This window comes from Salimicrobium flavidum, from assembly GCF_900156645.1.
Classification (GTDB): domain Bacteria; phylum Bacillota; class Bacilli; order Bacillales; family Halobacillaceae; genus Salimicrobium; species Salimicrobium flavidum.
The window spans coordinates 180,198-199,537 of the sequence record NZ_FTOC01000002.1; the positions used below are offsets into that span (position 1 = coordinate 180,198).

At 46.3% G+C, this 19,340-nt stretch carries 17 protein-coding genes; 8 read left to right on the forward strand and 9 right to left on the reverse strand.

Annotated features, from left to right (window positions below):
* Positions 1 to 82 precede the first annotated feature (82 nt).
* Positions 83 to 1,603, reverse strand: coding sequence for an acetaldehyde dehydrogenase ExaC (gene exaC, locus BW944_RS04165; RefSeq protein WP_076557095.1), 1,521 nt, complete (start codon positions 1,601 to 1,603; stop codon positions 83 to 85).
* Between the two features lie 140 nt (positions 1,604 to 1,743).
* On the opposite strand from exaC, the gene BW944_RS04170 reads away from it, so the two are divergent.
* Positions 1,744 to 2,607 (forward strand): 5'-3' exonuclease, encoded by an 864-nt coding sequence (locus BW944_RS04170; RefSeq protein WP_076557096.1) that lies wholly within the window; start codon positions 1,744 to 1,746, stop codon positions 2,605 to 2,607.
* Between the two features lie 457 nt (positions 2,608 to 3,064).
* Here BW944_RS04170 and BW944_RS04175 read toward each other — a convergent pair whose 3' ends face one another.
* Positions 3,065 to 3,700: an SDR family oxidoreductase gene (locus tag BW944_RS04175; protein ID WP_076557097.1), complete on the reverse strand. Its 636-nt coding sequence runs from the start codon at positions 3,698 to 3,700 to the stop codon at positions 3,065 to 3,067.
* 64 nt (positions 3,701 to 3,764) lie between these two features.
* Positions 3,765 to 4,697 (reverse strand): PD-(D/E)XK nuclease family protein, encoded by a 933-nt coding sequence (locus BW944_RS04180; protein ID WP_076557098.1) that lies wholly within the window; start codon positions 4,695 to 4,697, stop codon positions 3,765 to 3,767.
* Positions 4,698 to 4,752: 55 nt separating this feature from the next.
* Between BW944_RS04180 and thiD the strand changes: the two genes are divergently transcribed.
* Positions 4,753 to 5,556 (forward strand): bifunctional hydroxymethylpyrimidine kinase/phosphomethylpyrimidine kinase, encoded by an 804-nt coding sequence (gene thiD, locus BW944_RS04185; RefSeq protein ID WP_084193613.1) that lies wholly within the window; start codon positions 4,753 to 4,755, stop codon positions 5,554 to 5,556.
* A 514-nt stretch (positions 5,557 to 6,070) separates the two neighbouring features.
* Here the strand turns inward: thiD and trhO are convergent.
* Together trhO and BW944_RS04205 are read right to left on the reverse strand one after the other, a co-directional pair.
* Positions 6,071 to 7,030 carry an oxygen-dependent tRNA uridine(34) hydroxylase TrhO gene (trhO, locus tag BW944_RS04200; protein WP_076557102.1) on the reverse strand — a complete coding sequence of 320 codons (960 nt, stop codon included), beginning with the start codon at positions 7,028 to 7,030 and terminating at the stop codon, positions 6,071 to 6,073.
* 117 nt (positions 7,031 to 7,147) lie between these two features.
* The gene (locus BW944_RS04205) at positions 7,148 to 7,699 is read right to left on the reverse strand and encodes a cysteine hydrolase family protein (protein WP_076557103.1); all 552 of its coding nucleotides are present in this window, start codon (positions 7,697 to 7,699) and stop codon (positions 7,148 to 7,150) included.
* A 191-nt stretch (positions 7,700 to 7,890) separates the two neighbouring features.
* Between BW944_RS04205 and treP the strand changes: the two genes are divergently transcribed.
* The 5 genes from treP to BW944_RS04230 all read left to right on the forward strand — a co-directional run bounded on the left by treP (position 7,891) and on the right by BW944_RS04230 (position 14,647).
* Positions 7,891 to 9,300, forward strand: a complete 1,410-nt coding sequence (gene treP, locus BW944_RS04210; RefSeq protein WP_076557104.1) for a PTS system trehalose-specific EIIBC component — start codon at positions 7,891 to 7,893, stop codon at positions 9,298 to 9,300.
* A gap of 68 nt (positions 9,301 to 9,368) precedes the next feature.
* The gene (treC, locus tag BW944_RS04215) at positions 9,369 to 11,036 is read left to right on the forward strand and encodes an alpha,alpha-phosphotrehalase (protein ID WP_076557105.1); all 1,668 of its coding nucleotides are present in this window, start codon (positions 9,369 to 9,371) and stop codon (positions 11,034 to 11,036) included.
* A gap of 23 nt (positions 11,037 to 11,059) precedes the next feature.
* The gene (gene treR, locus BW944_RS04220) at positions 11,060 to 11,773 is read left to right on the forward strand and encodes a trehalose operon repressor (RefSeq protein WP_076557106.1); all 714 of its coding nucleotides are present in this window, start codon (positions 11,060 to 11,062) and stop codon (positions 11,771 to 11,773) included.
* Between the two features lie 68 nt (positions 11,774 to 11,841).
* Positions 11,842 to 12,354, forward strand: coding sequence for a DUF6933 domain-containing protein (locus tag BW944_RS04225; RefSeq protein WP_076557107.1), 513 nt, complete (start codon positions 11,842 to 11,844; stop codon positions 12,352 to 12,354).
* 343 nt (positions 12,355 to 12,697) lie between these two features.
* Positions 12,698 to 14,647, forward strand: a complete 1,950-nt coding sequence (locus BW944_RS04230) for an aconitate hydratase (RefSeq protein ID WP_076557108.1) — start codon at positions 12,698 to 12,700, stop codon at positions 14,645 to 14,647.
* A 93-nt stretch (positions 14,648 to 14,740) separates the two neighbouring features.
* Here BW944_RS04230 and BW944_RS04235 read toward each other — a convergent pair whose 3' ends face one another.
* From BW944_RS04235 to BW944_RS04245, 3 genes are all read right to left on the reverse strand, one after another.
* Entirely contained in the window at positions 14,741 to 15,589 is an 849-nt protein-coding gene (locus tag BW944_RS04235; protein ID WP_076557109.1) for a GAF domain-containing protein, read from the reverse strand.
* Positions 15,590 to 15,639: 50 nt separating this feature from the next.
* On the reverse strand, positions 15,640 to 16,365 hold the full coding sequence (locus tag BW944_RS04240) for a tryptophan-rich sensory protein (protein WP_084193614.1): 726 nt from the start codon (positions 16,363 to 16,365) through the stop codon (positions 15,640 to 15,642).
* 67 nt (positions 16,366 to 16,432) lie between these two features.
* A complete protein-coding gene (locus BW944_RS04245) occupies positions 16,433 to 17,389 on the reverse strand; it encodes a ring-cleaving dioxygenase (protein WP_076557110.1) in 957 nt (318 codons plus the stop codon).
* Between the two features lie 128 nt (positions 17,390 to 17,517).
* Between BW944_RS04245 and BW944_RS04250 the strand changes: the two genes are divergently transcribed.
* Entirely contained in the window at positions 17,518 to 18,129 is a 612-nt protein-coding gene (locus tag BW944_RS04250; protein ID WP_076557111.1) for a trimeric intracellular cation channel family protein, read from the forward strand.
* 268 nt (positions 18,130 to 18,397) lie between these two features.
* On the opposite strand, the gene cysK is transcribed toward BW944_RS04250, so the two are convergent.
* Positions 18,398 to 19,327 carry a cysteine synthase A gene (cysK, locus tag BW944_RS04255; protein ID WP_076557112.1) on the reverse strand — a complete coding sequence of 310 codons (930 nt, stop codon included), beginning with the start codon at positions 19,325 to 19,327 and terminating at the stop codon, positions 18,398 to 18,400.
* Positions 19,328 to 19,340 lie beyond the last annotated feature (13 nt).

Consider the following 19,340-nt stretch of genomic DNA (forward strand, 5'->3'; position numbering starts at 1 on the left):
TGTCCATTTGTTATCGAGCTTCAACATCCCAAAATCCGTGTCCCGATTAGCCCGGGTCAGAGAAAAAGGGGTGCTTTTTCTTCTAAAAGAATCCTAGTTTCTGAGGGCTGTAGCTGACCAGCATATTTTTGGTCTGTTGATAATGACCGAGCATCATCTTGTGGTTCTCGCGCCCGATACCGGACATCTTGTAGCCGCCGAATGCAGCGTGAGCCGGATAGGCGTGGAAACAGTTCGTCCATACACGACCTGCCTGTATGCCGCGTCCAAAACGGTAGGCTGTATTGACATTTCGTGTCCAGATTCCTGCGCCAAGTCCGTAAAGGGTATCGTTGGCGATTTCCATCGCTTCCTCTTCATCTTTGAACGTCGTAACGGAAAGAACCGGACCGAAGATTTCTTCCTGGAAGATACGCATATCGTTCGTTCCTTTGAATACCGTCGGTGTTACATAATATCCTTCGGAAAGATCTCCATCGAGCTTTTTCTGTTCTCCTCCCGTCAACAGTTCAGCTCCTTCATCTTTACCGATTTCAAGATAAGAGAGGACCTTTTCGAGCTGTTCCGATGAAGCTTGAGCACCCATGGCCACATTAGGGTCAAGCGGGTTGCCCATTTTAATTGCTTCTACACGTTTGATTGCTCTTTCGATGAACTCATCATAGATGGATTCATGTACAAGTGCACGCGATGGACACGTACATACTTCACCCTGGTTAAGCGCGAACATGACGAAGCCTTCGATCGCTTTATCTAGGAAATCATCATCTTCCTGCATAATGTCAGGGAAGAATATGTTCGGTGATTTACCGCCAAGTTCGAGGGTGACGGGGATTATGTTTTGGGATGCATACTGCATAATCATTCTGCCAGTCGTCGTTTCTCCTGTGAAGGCGACTTTCTGGATATCAGGGTGCTGGGCAAGAGGTTTACCTGTTTCCAGACCGAAGCCGTTCACGATATTCAGTACGCCTCCTGGAAGCAGATCCTCAATCATTTCCAGGAAATAGAGGATGGAAACAGGTGTCTGTTCTGCAGGTTTCAGTACGACACAGTTTCCGGCAGCAAGTGCAGGAGCCAGTTTCCAGGTGGCCATAAGTATAGGGAAGTTCCAGGGAATGATCTGTCCTACGACGCCGAGAGGTTCATTGAAGTGGTAAGCGACTGTGTCTTCGTCGATTTGTCCAATCGATCCTTCCTGAGCACGAATCGCTCCTGCGAAGTAGCGGAAATGGTCGATAGCGAGTGGGATATCTGCGTTGAGAGTTTCGCGGACAGCTTTTCCATTTTCCCATGTTTCTGCGATAGCTAGATTTTCAAGGTTCTCTTCAATACGATCTGCAATTTTATTTAGAATATTCGCTCTCTCAGCAGCAGAAGTGGCTCCCCAGGAAGCTTTTGCCTTATGTCCTGCTTCGACAGCTTTATTTATGTCTTCTTCTGTGGACCTGGCCACTCTGGTGAAGTTTTTGCCGGTGACTGGAGAAACGTTGTCAAAATACTGACCCTTTTCAGGGGCCGTCCATTTTCCTCCAATATAGTTTTCGTATTGCTCTTTGAATTGGACAGGTGATCCTTCGGTGTTCGGGTTTTGGTATACCATGCAATCAATCCTCCTGTGTACTATTTGAAAACGGTTACATGTAAAATTTAGCATGAAGATGAAATGTTGTCAATTATCTGACAAGTTCGTGTGTGATGCTTTTCTGATATAATGTCAGAAGATTGAAAGGAGTGGGAGTGATGACGAAAAAAGTATTGCTCGTCGATGGCATGGCTCTATTATTTCGTGCTTTTTATGCTACGGCTATGAGCAATTATTATATGATCAATTCAAAAGGGGTACCGACCAATGCGGTGTATGGGATGGTTAAGCATCTCTTCACGGCAGTGAGAGAATATGAACCGACACACGTGGTGGCGTGCTGGGATATGGGAAGCAAAACATTCAGAAATGATCTTCTCGAAAGTTACAAAGCTAATCGAAGTGCCCCTCCGGAAGAAATGGTTCCGCAATTCGATCTTGCTAAAGAAGTGACGGAAGCGCTCAACATACCAAACGTTGGCATGGCAGGGTATGAAGCGGACGATTGTATTGGAACACTCAGCCACCATTACCGTGAAGAAGCCGAAGTACTTATCCTTACCGGAGACCAGGACATGCTTCAGCTACTGGAACCGAATGTGTCTGTTGTTCTGTTGAAGAAAGGGTATGGAAACTATGCCGAATATACAGTAGAACGCTTGCATGAAGAAAAAGGAATAACACCGAAGCAGCTTATTGATTTGAAAGCCTTCATGGGAGATAGCAGTGACAATTATGCCGGCGTGAAAGGCATTGGAGAGAAGACTGCGTTGAAGTTACTTCATCAGTATGAGTCCATCGAAGGGATTCTTGAAAACATAGAGCATCTGACAAAAGGTCAAAGAGGCAAAATCGAATCGGATTTGGATATGCTTCATTTGTCGAGGGATATTGCTGAAATTCGTTGTAATGCAGAAGTGTACCATTCTTTGGAGAGGGCAGTGTTTGACGTGAATGAAGAGCGTATGGCGGAAAAATTCAATGAGCTGGAATTCAGGAACTGGAGAAAGAACCTGTTGTGACTTCTTTTGCCTGAACTGAAAAAAACCTCCGAACTCTTTCATGTGAATTCGGAGGTTTTGTATTGTTTTTATAGCTTTCGCTTTTTCATGTCTAGCTACACCATTCAGAAGCACGTAAAATAAGCGGCTACTCCTGTTTCGGGAAAATCATCCGAATCCAAGAGCATCCGCTTATTTTTAAGCTTCTAAACGAATGGTTCCGCTTTTCATGTCCAGCTGCAGCTCCCAGAAATTCGTGTCACAAGTAGCTCGGATCAGAGAAAGGGAAGTACAACTTTCGTCTGACCAATCTACTTATGCCAGTATTTCTAAGCGGTCGCTTTCGCTTTTCTTGTCTAGCTTCGCCCCCGGAAGTCCGTGTCCTAAGCAGTGATTTCTTTTTCAGGAAAAAACACCTGAAAAGAGAAACCCCTGCTTACGCCAGAACTTCTAAGCAGGGAGGCTCCGCTTTTCTTCATTACCTCAATGTTTTCAGGGCTTCTTCGATTTGAGTGTCGCCGCTGATCACTTCGAACGTCTTATGGAAAGCGTTCGGTTCCTGAAGTGCGGCGATGATTGTTTTCGCTACATCCGCACGCGGGATTTCGCCGAATTCGACCGTGTCGCCGACTTGGATTTTAGAAGTAGATTCTCCGTGGGTAAGACCACCGGGACGTACGATCGTATAATCAAGCTCGGTACTTTGCAGATATTCATCCGCTTTTCCTTTTGCCTCCATATAATGACGCATATTTTCGTCTACACGACTCGGATCTCCGGCTGCAATGGAGCTGAGCATGACGAATTTCGTCATACCGAATTCTTCGGTGTGTTTGACGAGATTGATTGCGCCTTCCTGATCGACAGCTACCGTCTGGTCAGGGCCTGTACTTGAACCTGATCCTGCTGCGAAGATGACAGCGTCCATGCCTTTTACCGCATGACCTACATCTTTCGTGACATCTGCGAGGACAGGAATGCCCCCGAGTGATTCGATGGTTGCTTTCTGCTCTTCTTTACGGACCATTCCATAAGGTTCGTGTCCGTCTTCTTTTAGATATTGTACGAGCAAACGTCCTGTATGGCCGTTTGCACCAGCTACTAGTACTTTCATAAATAAATCAAAGCTCCTTTCCGTAAGTTGCTTACTTATCTTACATATCCGGTTGGATGAAGGTTTAAACATTTCCATCTGAAAAACATAACTCTTGAAAGTTACAGGAGGCACAAATCCTTAAGTTTTGCTGCATAGGAAAAGAGGCGAGGGGTTTCGGGGCATTTTCCTCAGTATCCTCCATGTATTGCTCCATTTCCTGCAGACTCCGTTCGAAAATGTTCTGTACCTGAGAAAGATCTTGTTCGGAAAGCTGGTATTCCTGTGTCTCTCCGTCGAGGAGGTATTCGTTCCGGATGACGATATCATCAAGAGATTCGACCGGAAAGGTATGTTTCACATAAAGAGCGTAAAGAGCAAGCTGATTCCTGTCTTCATCCGCCTGTTTTCCTGTTTTCCAGTCGACGATGATCCATTTCCCCGTGTCGAAGTGATAATACAGAAGGTCCATGACCACCCATACTTTCACGCCGTCGATACGCAGGTAACGGAATTTTTCGGATTCGATGAAATCGGTTTTATCCATGTTCAGCATATCCCGGAACGTCGGGCTCGCGAAGAAGTTCTTCAATACGGTGTCGAGACGAAACTTTATTTTATCGATTTTCTCTTCGGGTACCGTGTCTCCGTAATAGACTTCATGCAGCATTGTATAATCTTTCGGTCTGCGCCACCAGGCGAATTCTCTTTTGTAAGAGTCCCGGTAGGCCAGGTTTAGTCCGTGCCGGATGAAATCTTTCATCTTTTCCTCATCCGGGAGTTCTGCCGTCTTCCGGTAGTGATCGACGGCTTTTTCGATTGCATCGTGAACCATGCTTCCAAAGTGCATCTCAAGATTGGTTATTTTTTTGAGCCTGTACGTCTGTTGCGGTAAACTGTCTATATCACTGAGCCACCCGTTGTGGGAAGTATAGTAATGATAAGCATATTTACGGGCGCAGGTCATTAGTGTTTTATGTCTGGCGATGGACCAGGATAATTCAGGGTATTTGGCCATTAGGAATCCTCCTATTACTTTATTATAGTAAAAATGAGAGAAAGGTGGAACGATAATGATACCACGCGCATTGAGTATTGCGGGATCTGCAAGTCAGGGAAGTGCCGGTATTCAGGCGGATCTTAAAACATTCGAAGAGTTGGATGTCTACGGGATAAGTGCTGTGACCGCCCTGGTCGCCAATAACGAAGTGACAGAGAAGGGCGTATTCACTCAATCTACAGAAGCTGTCGAGGCCCAAGTACGTTCTTCAATGGAACATGTCGGTGCAGATGCATTGAAAACAGGGATGCTGTTTACGGATTCGATTATTAAAGTGACGGCGGAATTGCTGAATCAATACAGTAATATTCCTTATGTACTCGATCCGGTTATGATCGGAAAGATGGGAACACAGCTATTGAAGGACGAGGCCATTGAAAGTATGAAAAACGAATTGATTCCACTGGCGACGATAATCACCCCGAATTTGCAGGAGACGGGTAAGCTTCTTGATGAAAAAGCGCCGGAAACTTTAGAGGAGATGGAAAACGCCGTAAAGAAGTTATATGAACTTGGGGCAGATAACGTGCTTATCAAAGGAGGGGCACTGAAGGACTATCCGGCTGTGGATCTGCTTTTTGATGGTGAAATGATGACGGAGTATCGTTCTGAGCGGATCGACACGATTCATACAAGTGGAGCCGGTTGTACGTATTCGGCTGCGATTACAGCCGGACTTGCCAAAGGGATGGATCTTGAGAACGCAGTGGGAGAGGCGAAACGGTTTGTTACAGCAGCGATTCGTCACGCTCTTTCCTTTGATAGAGGAATCGGCTCGACAAATCACGCAGCTGCACGTCTTTTTGGCGAAAAATAGCAGAGATTTGAACTGGAATCTTCGAATGGATGCCTATGTTTAATAGAAGAAAAATAAGGAGACTTCTGTGGGAACAGCACGAGCTGAAGATCCAATGGAAAGTGGATTGCTTGATCCATTTAGCTGAGGCCGTGCCCGCGGAAAGTGATGGGTTGTTCTATTTATCCTTTTATAAACAGCGTACAAAACAAAAACCGAACACTATCGTTCGGTTTTTGTTTTGTACTATTTAGTTTTGTCCCAAGCTCCTTTAAATATAGTGAGTGTTCTAAACGGAATGGCTCTGCTTTTCTTTTCTAGCTGCATCACCCAGAAGCTCATGTCATAAGCAGAAATCTTATTTTCGGGCAAGGTCACCCAAAAAGTAAGCTTCCTGCTTATGCCAGCGCTTCTAAACGGGGTGATTCCGCTTTTCTTGTCCAGCTGCGCCATTCAGAAACCAATAATATAAGCGGCCACCCCTGTTTCGGGTAAGGTCGCCCGAAGCCAGGAGCGTCCGCTTATCTTAGAGTTTCTAAACGGAATGGCTCTGCTTTTCTTTTTCCATACGTGTATATTTGTCGATTTGGGTGCCGAGTTCCGGGTCCCAGCGGTTTTCTGGGTGTTCTTTGCACTCTGTAGTGCAGGCTGCGTGATACTCTCTCTCACAGTCTTCACAACAAACGAACTGACGGTTACAGCCAGGGTTGGAGCAGTTGATCATCCGGTCTTCTTTTTTACCGCAGTGTTCACATTCCGCTACGACCACTTCTTCTTTCTGGTTGACCGGGACGGAAATGCGTTCATCGAAAACATACATCTTTCCATCGAACAATTCTCCCTGGACTTCCGGGTCTTTGCTGTAGGTCGTAATGCCGCCTTCGAGCTGATAGACGTCTTCCACGCCGTTTTTCTTGAGAATACCGGTCAGCTTCTCACAGCGGATCCCGCCGGTACAATACGTGATGACTTTCTTATCTTTCCATTCGTCCGCTTTCTCGGCCACCCATTCCGGGAATTCACGGGAGAAGTTCACTTCCGGGCGGATGGCGTTGCGGAAATGACCGATTCGATATTCATATTCATTACGTCCATCAATCACGATTGTATCTTCATCCTCAAGCATTTCACGGAATTCTTTCGGCTTCAGGTGCTGTCCACCGAACGTTTTCGGATCGATGTCGTCTTCTTCAAGGTCCCATTTGACCAGCTCCGGTTTTACGCGGCAGTGCATTTTTTTGAAGGCATGTCCTTCGTGTTCGTCAATTTTGAAATGGATATCTGCAAAACGCTCATCGGAGCGGACATATTCCATGTACTCCTCGACCTGTTCCACAGTTCCGGAAACCGTGCCATTGATACCTTCCGGCGCTACAATGATGCGGCCGCGAAGTCCAAGGTCCTTACAGAACTGAAGATGATCAGCGCAGTACTCTTCATAATCAGGTAAATCAACATATTTGTAGTAAAGAAGAACTCGGTAATCTGAGCTCATGATGATTCCTCCTATTTTCTATTTTATATAAGTGAAAATCCGTATAATCATAATTGTCCATCATTCATCATATGCGATTTTCACTTTTAATTCAAATAGAAAATTTGTGAACTTCCATCATGTTACGACTGCACCGAGAGAGGATTTGAAATGCTCGAGTGCCCACTCATGGCCTTGAGGGTTGAAAGTGGCCACTGCGTTTTGATAGACGGTGATCGGGTAACCTAGGTTGTAAGCATCTATAGCGGAATGGAGCACACATATGTCTGTACAGACACCTATGATATGCACTTCTTCAATTTTCCTTTCCCGTAAGAGAAGGTCGAGCCCTGTGCCCGCAAAGGCGCTGTATCTCGTTTTGTCCAGGTAATGGACGAAGGATTCGTGCCGGTATTGTTCATAAACGGTTTTCACTTCTCCATACAGTTCTCTTCCCTCTGTCCCTATTATATTGTGAGGTGGGAACAATTCTGTTTCCGGATGCCAGGGGTCGTCCTTGTAGTGCCCATCTATCAGAAAGAAAACGTCCTCCTTGTTTTCGACAAAGTCACGTATGTGTCCGGCTATGTTCTTTTCGATTACTTGCCCGGGTTCCCCGCAAGTCAAAGCTCCATCATCCCGTACGAAATCATTTGTGTAATCTACAACAAGCAATGCCTTTTTCATCATAATCATCCTCTCTTTATTTACATGTGTATATACACATGATAGCAGACTTTTTCTTTATTTCAAAAATGTAAGGGTTGTCATTCTTGTATATACAAATTATAATATAGACTATAAGATGTATATACAAGAAAAGGGTTTTGGTTGTAAGCGGTTGAATTTTGCTTATAGGAATATATAGAGGAGGGGAAGATATGGACTATCGTAAAGAAGCGGAGCAGATATTAGAAGCTCTCGGCGGTAAAGAAAACGTGAACGCGGCGACCCACTGTGTCACACGTCTACGTCTGGCGCTGAACGATGAAGGTATTGTGGATCAGGAGCGTCTGGACAATCTTGATGCGGTGAAGGGCTCGTTTTCTGCGAACAATCAGTTTCAGGTCGTTATCGGTCAAGGAACAGTGGATAAAGTCTATAAGGAATTCGTTGAACTGGCTGGAATCGAAGAAGCTTCCAAAGAGGAAGTGAAGGAAAAGACAGAAGAGAAAATGAATCCGCTTCAGCGCGGAGTGAAGACGCTGGCAGATATTTTTATACCGATACTTCCTGCAATCATTACAGCGGGTCTTCTACTCGGTCTGAATAACCTGCTTACAGGGCCGGGGATATTCTTCGATGATCAGTCGGTCATTGATGTGTATCCGCAGTGGTCGGGTCTTGCCAATATGATCATCGTAATCGCGAACACGGCCTTCGTGTTCTTACCGGCTCTGATCGGCTGGTCGGCGTCCAAACGGTTCGGAGGGACACCGCTCCTTGGTATGCTGATCGGGCTGGTGCTCGTCAATCCGGAGTTATTGAGTGCTTATGGCTACGGTCAGGCTGTGGAAGAGGGAACAGTTCCGGTATGGAATCTGTTCGGACTTGAAGTCGATAAGATCGGTTACCAGGGGCAGGTCCTGCCGGTGCTGGTAGCTGCTTGGGTACTTACGAAAATTGAATTGTTCCTGCGTAAACGGATACCGGAAAGCATCCAATTACTTATTGTGGCACCGGTTTCTCTCCTTGTGACAGGGTTCCTTACATTCATTCTGATCGGTCCGGTCACGTTCGCTGTCGGTAACGGCATCAGTGACGGTTTCGTAGCTTTATTTGATGTAGCAGCATGGTTCGGTGGTCTTGTGTACGGTGGTCTTTACGGGGCGCTCGTTATCACGGGGATGCACCATACGTTCCTTGCAGTCGATATTCAGCTCGTTGGAAGTACAGGAAGTACGTTCCTTTGGCCGATGCTCGCTTTATCCAACATCGCTCAAGGTTCCGCGGCTTTCGCAATTTTCCTTGCTACGAAAGATGAGAAATTGAAAGGGTTGAGTGGTTCTTCCGGGTTATCCGCATGGCTCGGTATTACAGAACCGGCATTGTTCGGGGTGAACTTACGGTTCAAGTATCCGTTCGTCATATCCCTTATATCTTCCGGTATTGCCGGGATGTATATCGCTTCTCAAGGCGTGCTCGCCACATCGATCGGTGTCGGCGGAGTGCCGGGAATCTTCTCCATCATGAATCAGTACTGGGGAGATTTCCTGATCGGAATGGCGATTGTCATCGTTCTTCCTCTTACAGCAACCTATCTCTATGCCAAACGAAAACGTGATGTATAACTAAGTCAGCCGTGTGGGTTCTTCCTAGCACGGCTGCTTGATTAGGAAAAGAAAAAGGAGGCGTTTACATGACGACAGCACCTTGGTGGCAAAAAGCGGTGGTTTATCAGATTTATCCAAAAAGCTTCAATGACACGACAGGAAGCGGGACCGGAGATATCCAGGGAATCATAGAAAAACTTGATTACATCAGTGATCTCGGCGTAGACGTCATCTGGCTGACGCCGGTTTATAAATCGCCGCAGAATGATAATGGATATGACATCAGTGATTATTTTGATATTCATGAAGAATACGGAACGATGGAGGACTTCGATCGTCTTCTTGAAGAAGCACACGCACGTGGATTGAAAGTGATTATGGATATCGTCGTGAATCATACTTCGACCGAGCACAAATGGTTCCAGGAGTCCATGAAGTCGAAAGACAATCCGTATCGGGATTATTATATTTGGAAAGATCCTGTAGACGGAGAAGGGCCGACGAACTGGCAGTCGAAGTTCGGAGGGAATGCGTGGAAATACGATGAAGATACAGGCCAGTACTATCTGCATCTGTTCGACGTGACCCAGGCGGATTTGAATTGGGAGAATGAAGATGTACGAAAAGATGTTTATGAGATGATGAAGCATTGGGCGGAAAAAGGGATCGACGGTTTCCGGCTGGATGTCATCAATCTCGTTTCAAAAGACCAGCGTTTTCCGAACGACGATACGGGAGATGGTCGTAAGTTTTACACAGACGGGCCTCGCGTTCATGAATTCATGCATGAAATGAATCGGAACGTTTTCGCGCCTTATGATTTGATGACCGTCGGGGAAATGTCTTCGACGACGATCGATCACTGCGTGAAATACACTCGTCCCGAGCGTCAGGAGTTGAGCATGACCTTCAGCTTCCACCATCTGAAAGTCGACTATCCGAACGGGGAGAAATGGACAAAAGCCCCTTTTGACCTGCAGGAACTGAAGCGTATTTTGAGCGAATGGCAGAAAGGCATGCACGAAGGAGGGGGATGGAACGCCCTGTTCTGGTGCAACCATGATCAGCCGCGTGTCGTTTCACGCTTCGGGGATGATTTCAAATATCGGGTCACTTCTGCAAAAATGCTTGCCACGACGATGCACATGATGAAAGGGACGCCTTATATTTACCAGGGCGAAGAAATAGGGATGCCGAACCCTGGTTTTGATTCCATCGAGGAGTACAGAGATGTAGAATCTCTCAACAGTTATGAAATGATGAAAGAGGCCGGTAAATCGGAAGAAGAAATCATCGGAATCTTGAAACAGAAATCCCGGGATAATAGCCGGACGCCTATGCAGTGGAACAGTGAGCTGAACGCCGGATTTACGACGGGGACGCCGTGGATCGACGTTCCGGATAACTATAAAACCATCAATGTGGAAAATGAGTTGCGAGCGGAGGATTCCGTTTTTCAGTTTTATCAGAAACTGATTCGTCTAAGAAAACAACATGAGATCATCACTTACGGAGATTATGAACTGTTGCTTGAAGAGGACGACTCTCTCTTCGCTTTCAAAAGGGAAACGGAGGAAGAACGTCTGATTATCCTTAGTAACTTTTACGGGAAGAAAACAGAAGTACAGTTGCCGGAACATCTCGTCGAAAGAGCGGACGTGTTGATTTCTAACCACGAGGATGCGCCGTCCCTTGCTACTGATATGGTGCTCAGGCCGTACGAATCTGTCGTTTATCATATGAACAAATACTGATATACTAGTGAATGGTGAAAAATATGCAGAACAAATTTCTTACGATTTATAATGAACTCGTCCGGCGGATCCAGCGGGGGGAATACTATGCTGGGGAAGTGCTCCCGTCGGAACATGAACTGAAAGAGGCGTATGACACGTCACGGGAGACGATCCGCAAGGCGTTGAATCTGTTGGTCCAGAATGGGTATATCCATAAGGTCCGTGGAAAGGGATCGGTCGTACTCGATCATAGCAAATTCGAATTTCCGGTATCCGGGCTTACCAGCTTCAAAGAGCTTTCCGAACAGTTCGGAGGGGATATCCGTACGACGGTGGAGCAACTTTTCCTTTCAGTGCCTGGGGAGGAGCTTCAAAAAGCACTTGGTTGCGAAGATGATATCCGGGTATGGAATGTGATCAGGAGCCGTGAAATCAACGGAGAGCGGATCATACTCGACAAAGATTACCTTCGTCAGGACTACATCAAGGGATTGACGAAGGAAATTGCGGAACAATCGATCTATGAGTACATCGAAGAAGAACTAGGTCTCGAGATAAGTTTCGCGAAAAAGCAGATTGTTGTAGAACGGACTACAGAAGAGGATGAACGATACCTGGATCTGCAAGAGCATAATCAGGTCGTCGTGATCCGGAGTTACGTTTATCTTTCGGATGCTACCTTGTTCCAGTACACAGAATCCAGGCACAGACCGGATAAATTCCAATTCGTCGACTTCGCAAGGCGCGTGAAATAAATCCTGCAGTTTTTGAACTGCAGGATTACTTTTTGCGTGCTACACTGGGAAAAGAAGAGGTGAGATGAATGTTTACAATTGGAGTTACAGAAAAATTAGCTGCATCCCTTCCGATGAAAAGGGAGGAATTCGATAAAAGGGAACTGCCTGAGATTTACCGTTGGCAGATGAACCACTTCACGTTCGGGGACAGAGACGGTCTTATTCTGATGAATGATCGGACAGCGCTGACTCTGATACTTTTCGGCCTGGAAGAACAACAGTACGAAAACATCGACAACGTTCTTCGCGGTTCATTGAAACAATTGCTGCAGATGCTTGATGTGAAAGAGGAATATAAAAAAGATCTGCTCGATCATTCGAAAAAAGTAATCCTCACAAAAACGGATAATCGCCGCACTCTCGGCAGAATGAAGGAATCTCTGAAATTCCTCGAAGCGTTTACGGAAGATAAATCCTACGATGAGATTGATGCCGTAGAAATGAATCGATGGATGAACGAAGAGATGATATTCTCGACACTTGAGAATACTTATCCAGTAAAAGAATTGAATCATTATTATGAGAAGGAGCACGCATAAGTTGCGTGTTCTTTTTGATAGGAAATCAGTGAACGGATAAGAGACTCTTCCTTTTTTGGGGGCAGGCCACCCGAACCGGGGTCCGCCCACTTATCTTAAAACTTCTGAACAGGGTGGCTACGCTTTTCATGTCTAGCTGCAGCTCCCAGAAATTCGTGTCATAAGCAGTCCGGATCAGAAAAAAGAAAAGGCGCTTTTTTCCTGACCGATCTGCTTATGCCAGTATTTCTAAACGGGAGCTTCCGCTTTTCATTAATCAAATGAATAATTTTCCTATTAATCGGGTAAAGGTAGAGGAGGAAATATAAACATAGGAGACTTTATTTAATGAGGAGGGTCTTGGGTGAGTTATAATGTTACACAAAAATTAATCAAAGATCATTTAGTGGAAGGTGAAATGAAACCTGGGGCTGAAATAGGTCTGACTATCGATCAGACACTGACTCAGGATGCAACAGGTACAATGGTGATGCTTGAATTGGAAGCTATGGGGATAGACCGTGCTAAAACGGAAGCTTCCGCTCAGTATGTGGACCACAACCTGATCCAAGAGGATAGTAAGAACCCGGATGATCACCTGTTTCTTGAAAGTGCGGCAAAAAAATTCGGATTATACTATAGTCGTCCCGGTAACGGAGTAAGTCACCCTGTACACATGCAGCGTCTGGCACGTCCAGGGAAAACTCTTCTCGGTTCGGACAGTCATACGTGTGCCAACGGCTGTATGGGAATGCTTGCTATCGGTGCCGGTGGTATCGACGTTGCGATGGCAATAGCAGGAGAGCCGTTCCACGTCAAAATGCCGAAGGTCTGGGGCGTGAAAGTTACAGGAGAGCTGCCGGAATGGGTCAGCGCTAAGGATGCTATCTTGGAAATGCTTCGCCGCCACGGCGTAAAAGGCGGCGTGAACCATGTATTTGAATACTATGGTCCCGGACTTGAAAACCTGACCGCGATGGATCGTCACGTTATCGCAAACATGGGTGCAGAACTCGGTGCTACCGGTACGGTCTTTCCGTCCGACGAAGAAACGAAGCGTTACATGACAGAAGAAGGACGCGGAGATGAATGGATCGAATTGAAACCGGATGAAGGGGCGGAATATGACCGTCATGATGAAATCAACTTATCCGAGCTCGTTCCTATGATCGCGAAACCGTCCAGTCCCGGGAACGTCGTACCTGTCAGCGAAGTGGAAGGCGAATCTATTTATCAGTCTTATATCGGTTCTTCAGCGAACCCTGGTTTCCGCGATTTTGCGATAGCCTCAAAAATCGTGGAGGGGCGTCATATTGCTGAGGGTATTTCCCTTGATTTGAACCCTACATCCCGTCAGATGCTGATTGATTTGTCGAAACATGGTCATATCGCAAACTTCCTTCAAGCCGGCGCACGTCTTCACCAGGCTGGCTGTAATGGATGTATCGGTATGGGTCAGGCGCCGGCAACAGGTCGGAATAGTTTGCGTACCACACCTAGAAACTTCCCGGGACGTTCTGGTACGAAAGAAGACAGCGTATTCCTATGTAGCCCGGAAACAGCGGCTGTATCTGCATTATTCGGTAAAATCACCGACCCGAGAAATGCAGGGTTCGACTATCCGAAAGTGGAAATGCCGGAAGAACCGACGGTAGATGCGCAATTGCTGGATCTCCCTGTCTCTGAAGAAGAAGCGAAAAATTATGAACTTGTGAAAGGTCCTAATATCGCTTCTATTCCGAAGATGGATGAACTTCCGAACGATATGGAACTTCCTGTGCTTCTTAAGATGGGTAATGATATTTCCACGGATGAGATACTTGCAGGTGGTGCACGGGTGCTTCCATACCGCAGTAACCTTCCGGAGATAAGTAAGTTCACGTTTGAAATCGTGGATGAAACGTACTATGACAGAGCTATGGATTCCCGGGATGATGGAGGCCATGCAGTAGTCGGAGGAACGAACTATGGCCAAGGGTCCAGTCGTGAACACGCAGCCCTTGCTCCGCGCTTCCTCGGTATGAAAGTCGCTATCGTACAGGACTTTGCCCGTATCCACTGGCAGAACCTTGCCAACTTCGGTGTCCTCCCACTCACTTTTGTCAATGAAAGCGACTGGGATGAAATCAGTCAGGGTGATACGCTTATTTTCACCGGCCTTCGTGATAAAATACATGAAGGAAACCAGCTGGAAGTCGAAGTGAAAGGCAAAGATAAGAAAATAAAAGTGGAACATGCGCTATCCGAACGTCAGATTGAAATTATGGAAACTGGTGGTCTGATCAACTGGGTGAAAGATCGCCTGAATCAATAATATAGTGCTTTTCATTAGAAAAACCGCCGGAAATCCGGCGGTTTTTCTATTTAACTAATATTTTGTAGAACTGTTTCACTTATCTGGACTTTTTCAAGATTCGATAAGCTTGAATCCGATATGAACAAGCGCTTGTTCAATGCTGGATACTGTTTTCACATCCAATTTCTGCAAAGCGTCCGTGCCTGTTTCCTGCATGGCTATGGAAGGGGTTATACCTGTCATGATAGGCTCAATCCCCATTACTTTAAGAGCCTGGATGATTTCGACGACTACATAAGGGAATTCATTATTGATGACGACGAGACCTGACATTTCAATGACAAAATAGTCGATAGAGTTCTGAGAGGCGTAATTTAGTACATCCGCTGTCAGTTTTGCTGCACGATCCTCATCAACGATTCCTTGTAATGTCAAAACGGATACTCCCTCAGTGATCGGAAGAATCGGAACGTTGAGCAGAGCCATGTTGAACTGGGTATGGTCGAGTTCAATCAAGTAAGAAAGTACATTTGCTATGGACTGTAGGAATTCCACGTCTTCTTCTGAGAAGTTCTTTTCCTCTTGGTCCAACACGCAAAGGGTACCGAATACTTCTCCTTTATCATCACGGAGTGTGACGCCGAGGAAGCCTTTCATCTTCAAATCGTTCGCAATTTCTAGTTCTCTTGTAAGCTCATCCTTCTCGAGATTCGATGAGTTCAGCGTATTGTTTTCACCGGAAATGACCACCCGGCATACCGCACCGCTATATTCGACCTCTAACCCTTCAGGTACCAGCTCTTCTTTGTTGTTGATGGAGCTGAGGACGGTCATAGCATGAGAATCACGTTTCGCGACGTAAGCGGTCTGTACACCCAGGTGAGTCGTAATCAGGTCGAATACTTTTTCCGAAGCTTTTTTCAAGGATTGAAATGTTTCTGATGATGGCTGTTTTTTCATAGAAAAAAATTGGTTCCTTCCTTTTATAAATGAAATACGTAGTCTTCAGTTTACTCCTTCTTTATGGCCTTAATCAAATGTCTGAACCATACGGCGAAAAGAAGCACTATAGTACTCAGGACAACACCTGCAAATAGAGGATGGTCACTGAAATTCTTTGCTGCAACGCCAAATAACGACCAGAGAAATACTAGGGGCACCACTTTGTCCTTCTCTATTTTAAGAAAATAGATTCCTGACAACAGAACCAGAAAAATAGCCGTATAGGCTATGGTCCACTGTAGAGAATCGCTGACTTCGATGCTCGCTACGAGCCAATACTGCATGTTGGTGAGTGAAGCGACGATGATCCATCCAAGATACAACGAGATAGGGAAGGTGTATGTCCAATTCGGGTTTGCCGTCTTCTGAGCTCTGTATAATACATAGATCGAGACGAAGTGGAGCAAAATCACTACGAGTGATAACCCGTCCAGAAGATAATGCCAAACGACAATCCATGTAATATTGAACAAACAGGTGAGTAGGAAAAGGAAAAAGAGAGAAGTGTTTCCCTCCTCCTTTTTGAGCGTGAACCTGATCAGCCAGTACAGCAAAGACAGGTAAATGACGCTCCAGATACTGAAAGTGAAGCCGGCGGGAGTGAAAAAGACATCGTATTCATTCGATACTTCCCCGGTAGTGTAGCCATTCAGAGGAAGAATATTCGCCAATGCGTTCACAAGAATCATCAGAGTGAAGGCTGCATACATTATAAGTAACCGTTGTTTCGTCAAAAAAACACCTTCTTTCTGTAATCGGTGTACCCGTTACGGAAAGAAGGTAGTCTTAAAGGTGAAAAAATCATTTCCAGTGACTGCTATGAATCGGTTTCAGGTTCGCTTCGATTTCTTCGCGGCGTTCTTCGAGAAACGGCGGCAGCGCCAGGGATTCTCCAAGTCTCTCCATAGGTTCATCAGTGTCAAAGCCCGGGCCGTCCGTAGCCAATTCAATGAGGATATGATTCGGTTCACGGAAATAAAGCGATTGGAAATAGTGACGATCCACAAGTCCTGAGTTGATGAGTCCCGCATTTTGCACACGGTCCACCCATTTCTCCAATTCTTCTCTGTCATGGACACGAAAGGCGGCGTGATGAACGCTACCTTTTCCCGGGCGTTCTCTTGGAAGAGAAGCATCTACGACTACGTGAATTTCTCCTCCTGTTCCGCCTTCTCCAGTGGAAAATCGATGGATGTCGTCTTCGTGATCCACGTTTGTGAATCCCAATATATCTGTAAGCACCTGTTCTGTAGGTTCCAGTTGAGGAACGGTGAAATAAACAGGTCCGAGACCCTGGACTGCAAAACTTTCAGGGATGTCACTCGTTTTCCAACGGATGCCGGGAGCGATTCCTGAATTGTTTTCGTCCGAGACAAGTGCCAGACGCTGGCCTTCAGGGTCGCGGAAGAAAAGCATGCGACGTCCGAAACGTTCGATGATCGGCTCTATTTCAAGTTCTTCTGCCTCCAGTCGCTCTTTCCAGAATGATAGAGCTTCATCGTCCGGTACGCGAAGTGTAGTGGTAGAGATGCTGTTTGTTCCCTCGTAGGTATTCCCGAGCATCGGTATTTCGAAGAATGTGAAATCTGTACCTGCGGAGCCCTTTGCATCGGCATAAAACAGGTGATACATCGACGGATCGTCCTGGTTGACGGTTTTTTTGACGAGACGCATCCCCATTACTTCTGTATAAAAATCATAGTTATCCTGTGCGTATTTTGTAATGGCTGATACGTGGTGAATGCCCTTGATATCCACGAAATCGCCTCCTTTATCTTGAATTCAAGATAATTATATAAGAAAAAAAGAAAAAAGTCAAAGCATCTCCTCTTCAAACGAAAAGTGTGATATATTTCCAAACAGACAGAAGAAACGGAGGAAGAAGTATGGCCTGGGACATAATGAACATGATTGCAGTCATGGCTTTTGCGTTCAGTGGAGCGATAGTAGCTATGAGTGAACGATATGATATTTTTGGAACGTATATGCTGGGAATCGCTACGGCTTTCGCAGGGGGGATCATACGTAACATCGCCCTTGATGTGCCGGTCGTCCATGTGTGGGAGCAGGGGGTATTTTTTTATGTAGCAGTAGCTACGATCACCATCGCTTACTTCTTTCCGAAAAGCTGGGTGATGTTTATGGATAAATGGAATGTGTATACGGATGCCGTCGGGCTGTCGGCATTTGCGGTGGGGGGAGCAATGTTTGCAATAGACCAGGGCTTTCCGCTCGGGGGAGTTATGTTCGCCTCCCTGTTGACCGGTGTCGGGGGAGGAATGACTCGTGATGTGCTCGCTCAACGCCGCCCCATGGTACTGCATCAGGAAATATATGCAGTGTGGGCGATGGCCGCCGGATTTGTGGCGGGTATGGGCTGGGTGGACCTTGGCAGTGTCGTGCAGATGTACAGCCTTTTTGCAGCGGTGCTCTGTCTTCGTCTTCTTTCTTTCCATATGGGATGGCATCTGCGTTTCCGGGATTTTTACCGGATGTGACAAAGAAAAGTGGAAGATTCCAGTAGAAAAGGGGCTGGAACAGAACATATAGCAGATGTGCAAAAACGAATATTCGAAGAAAAACACGGAGACTCCTATGGGAACAGCACGAGCTGAAGATCCATTCAGCTGAAGACGGGCCCATGGAAAGCGACGTGTTTTTTCTTATGTATCATTTCATAAAAGAAGGTATACAAAAATCCGAACAATATTGTTCGGATTTTTAACGTAAAAACAGTTTTTGTCCCAGACTCTTCGTATTTTTCGGTCAGAACCGGAACAAATCTCCGGAAAGATATCTTTCTCCGGTGTCAGGTGCGATGACCACGATGACGTCCTCGGGTTCCATACGCTTGGCTACTTCAATAGCGGCCCAACAGCTTGCACCGCAGGAGGTCCCGAGAAGCAATCCTTCTTCTCTGGCAAGTCTCCTTGTAATATCGTAGGCATCTTCATCCGTTATCTGAAGAATCTCATCGTACACGTCCTGATTCAGTATGTCCGGAATGAAACCCGGGCTGGTCCCGACCAGTTTGTGTTTGCCTGGTTTTCCACCTGAGAGGACTGGGGAGCCGGCCGGTTCAGCAACGTGGATACTAACGTCCGGATAAAACTTTTTGAGTTCTTCCCCGGTTCCTGTAATTGTGCCTCCGGTCCCTGCGGTGGAAACGAAGGCGGACAAAGGTTTACCCAGCTCTTCCATCGCTTCCTTGATTTCTATAGCAGTTGTGTGCCGATGGGCATCCGGGTTGGCGAAATTTTCGAATTGCATCGGCATGAAGCTGTTTTCGATTTCTTCGGTAAGCTCCTTTGCTTTAGCAATGGCACCCGGCATTTTTTCCTCTCCCGGGGTGAGGTAAATCTCTGCCCCGTAAGCTTTCAGAAGGTTGATGCGTTCCTGGGTCATCGTGTCCGGCATCACCAGAAGGGCTTTGTAGCCACGGGCTGCTGCATTCATCGCAAGGCCGATGCCGGTGTTACCGCTTGTCGGTTCAATGATTGTAGCGCCTGGTTTCAGGCGGCCATCTTCTTCAGCCTGTTTCATCATCTCGAAGGCGGCACGGTCTTTGACACTTCCGCTCGGGTTGAATCGTTCGAGTTTCATATAAATGGTGGCCCCATTCTCCGGTGCCAGCCGGTTCAGTTTCACGAGAGGAGTATTACCGATAAGGTCGGCGATATTGTTTACTACATCCATGTGTTCACATCCT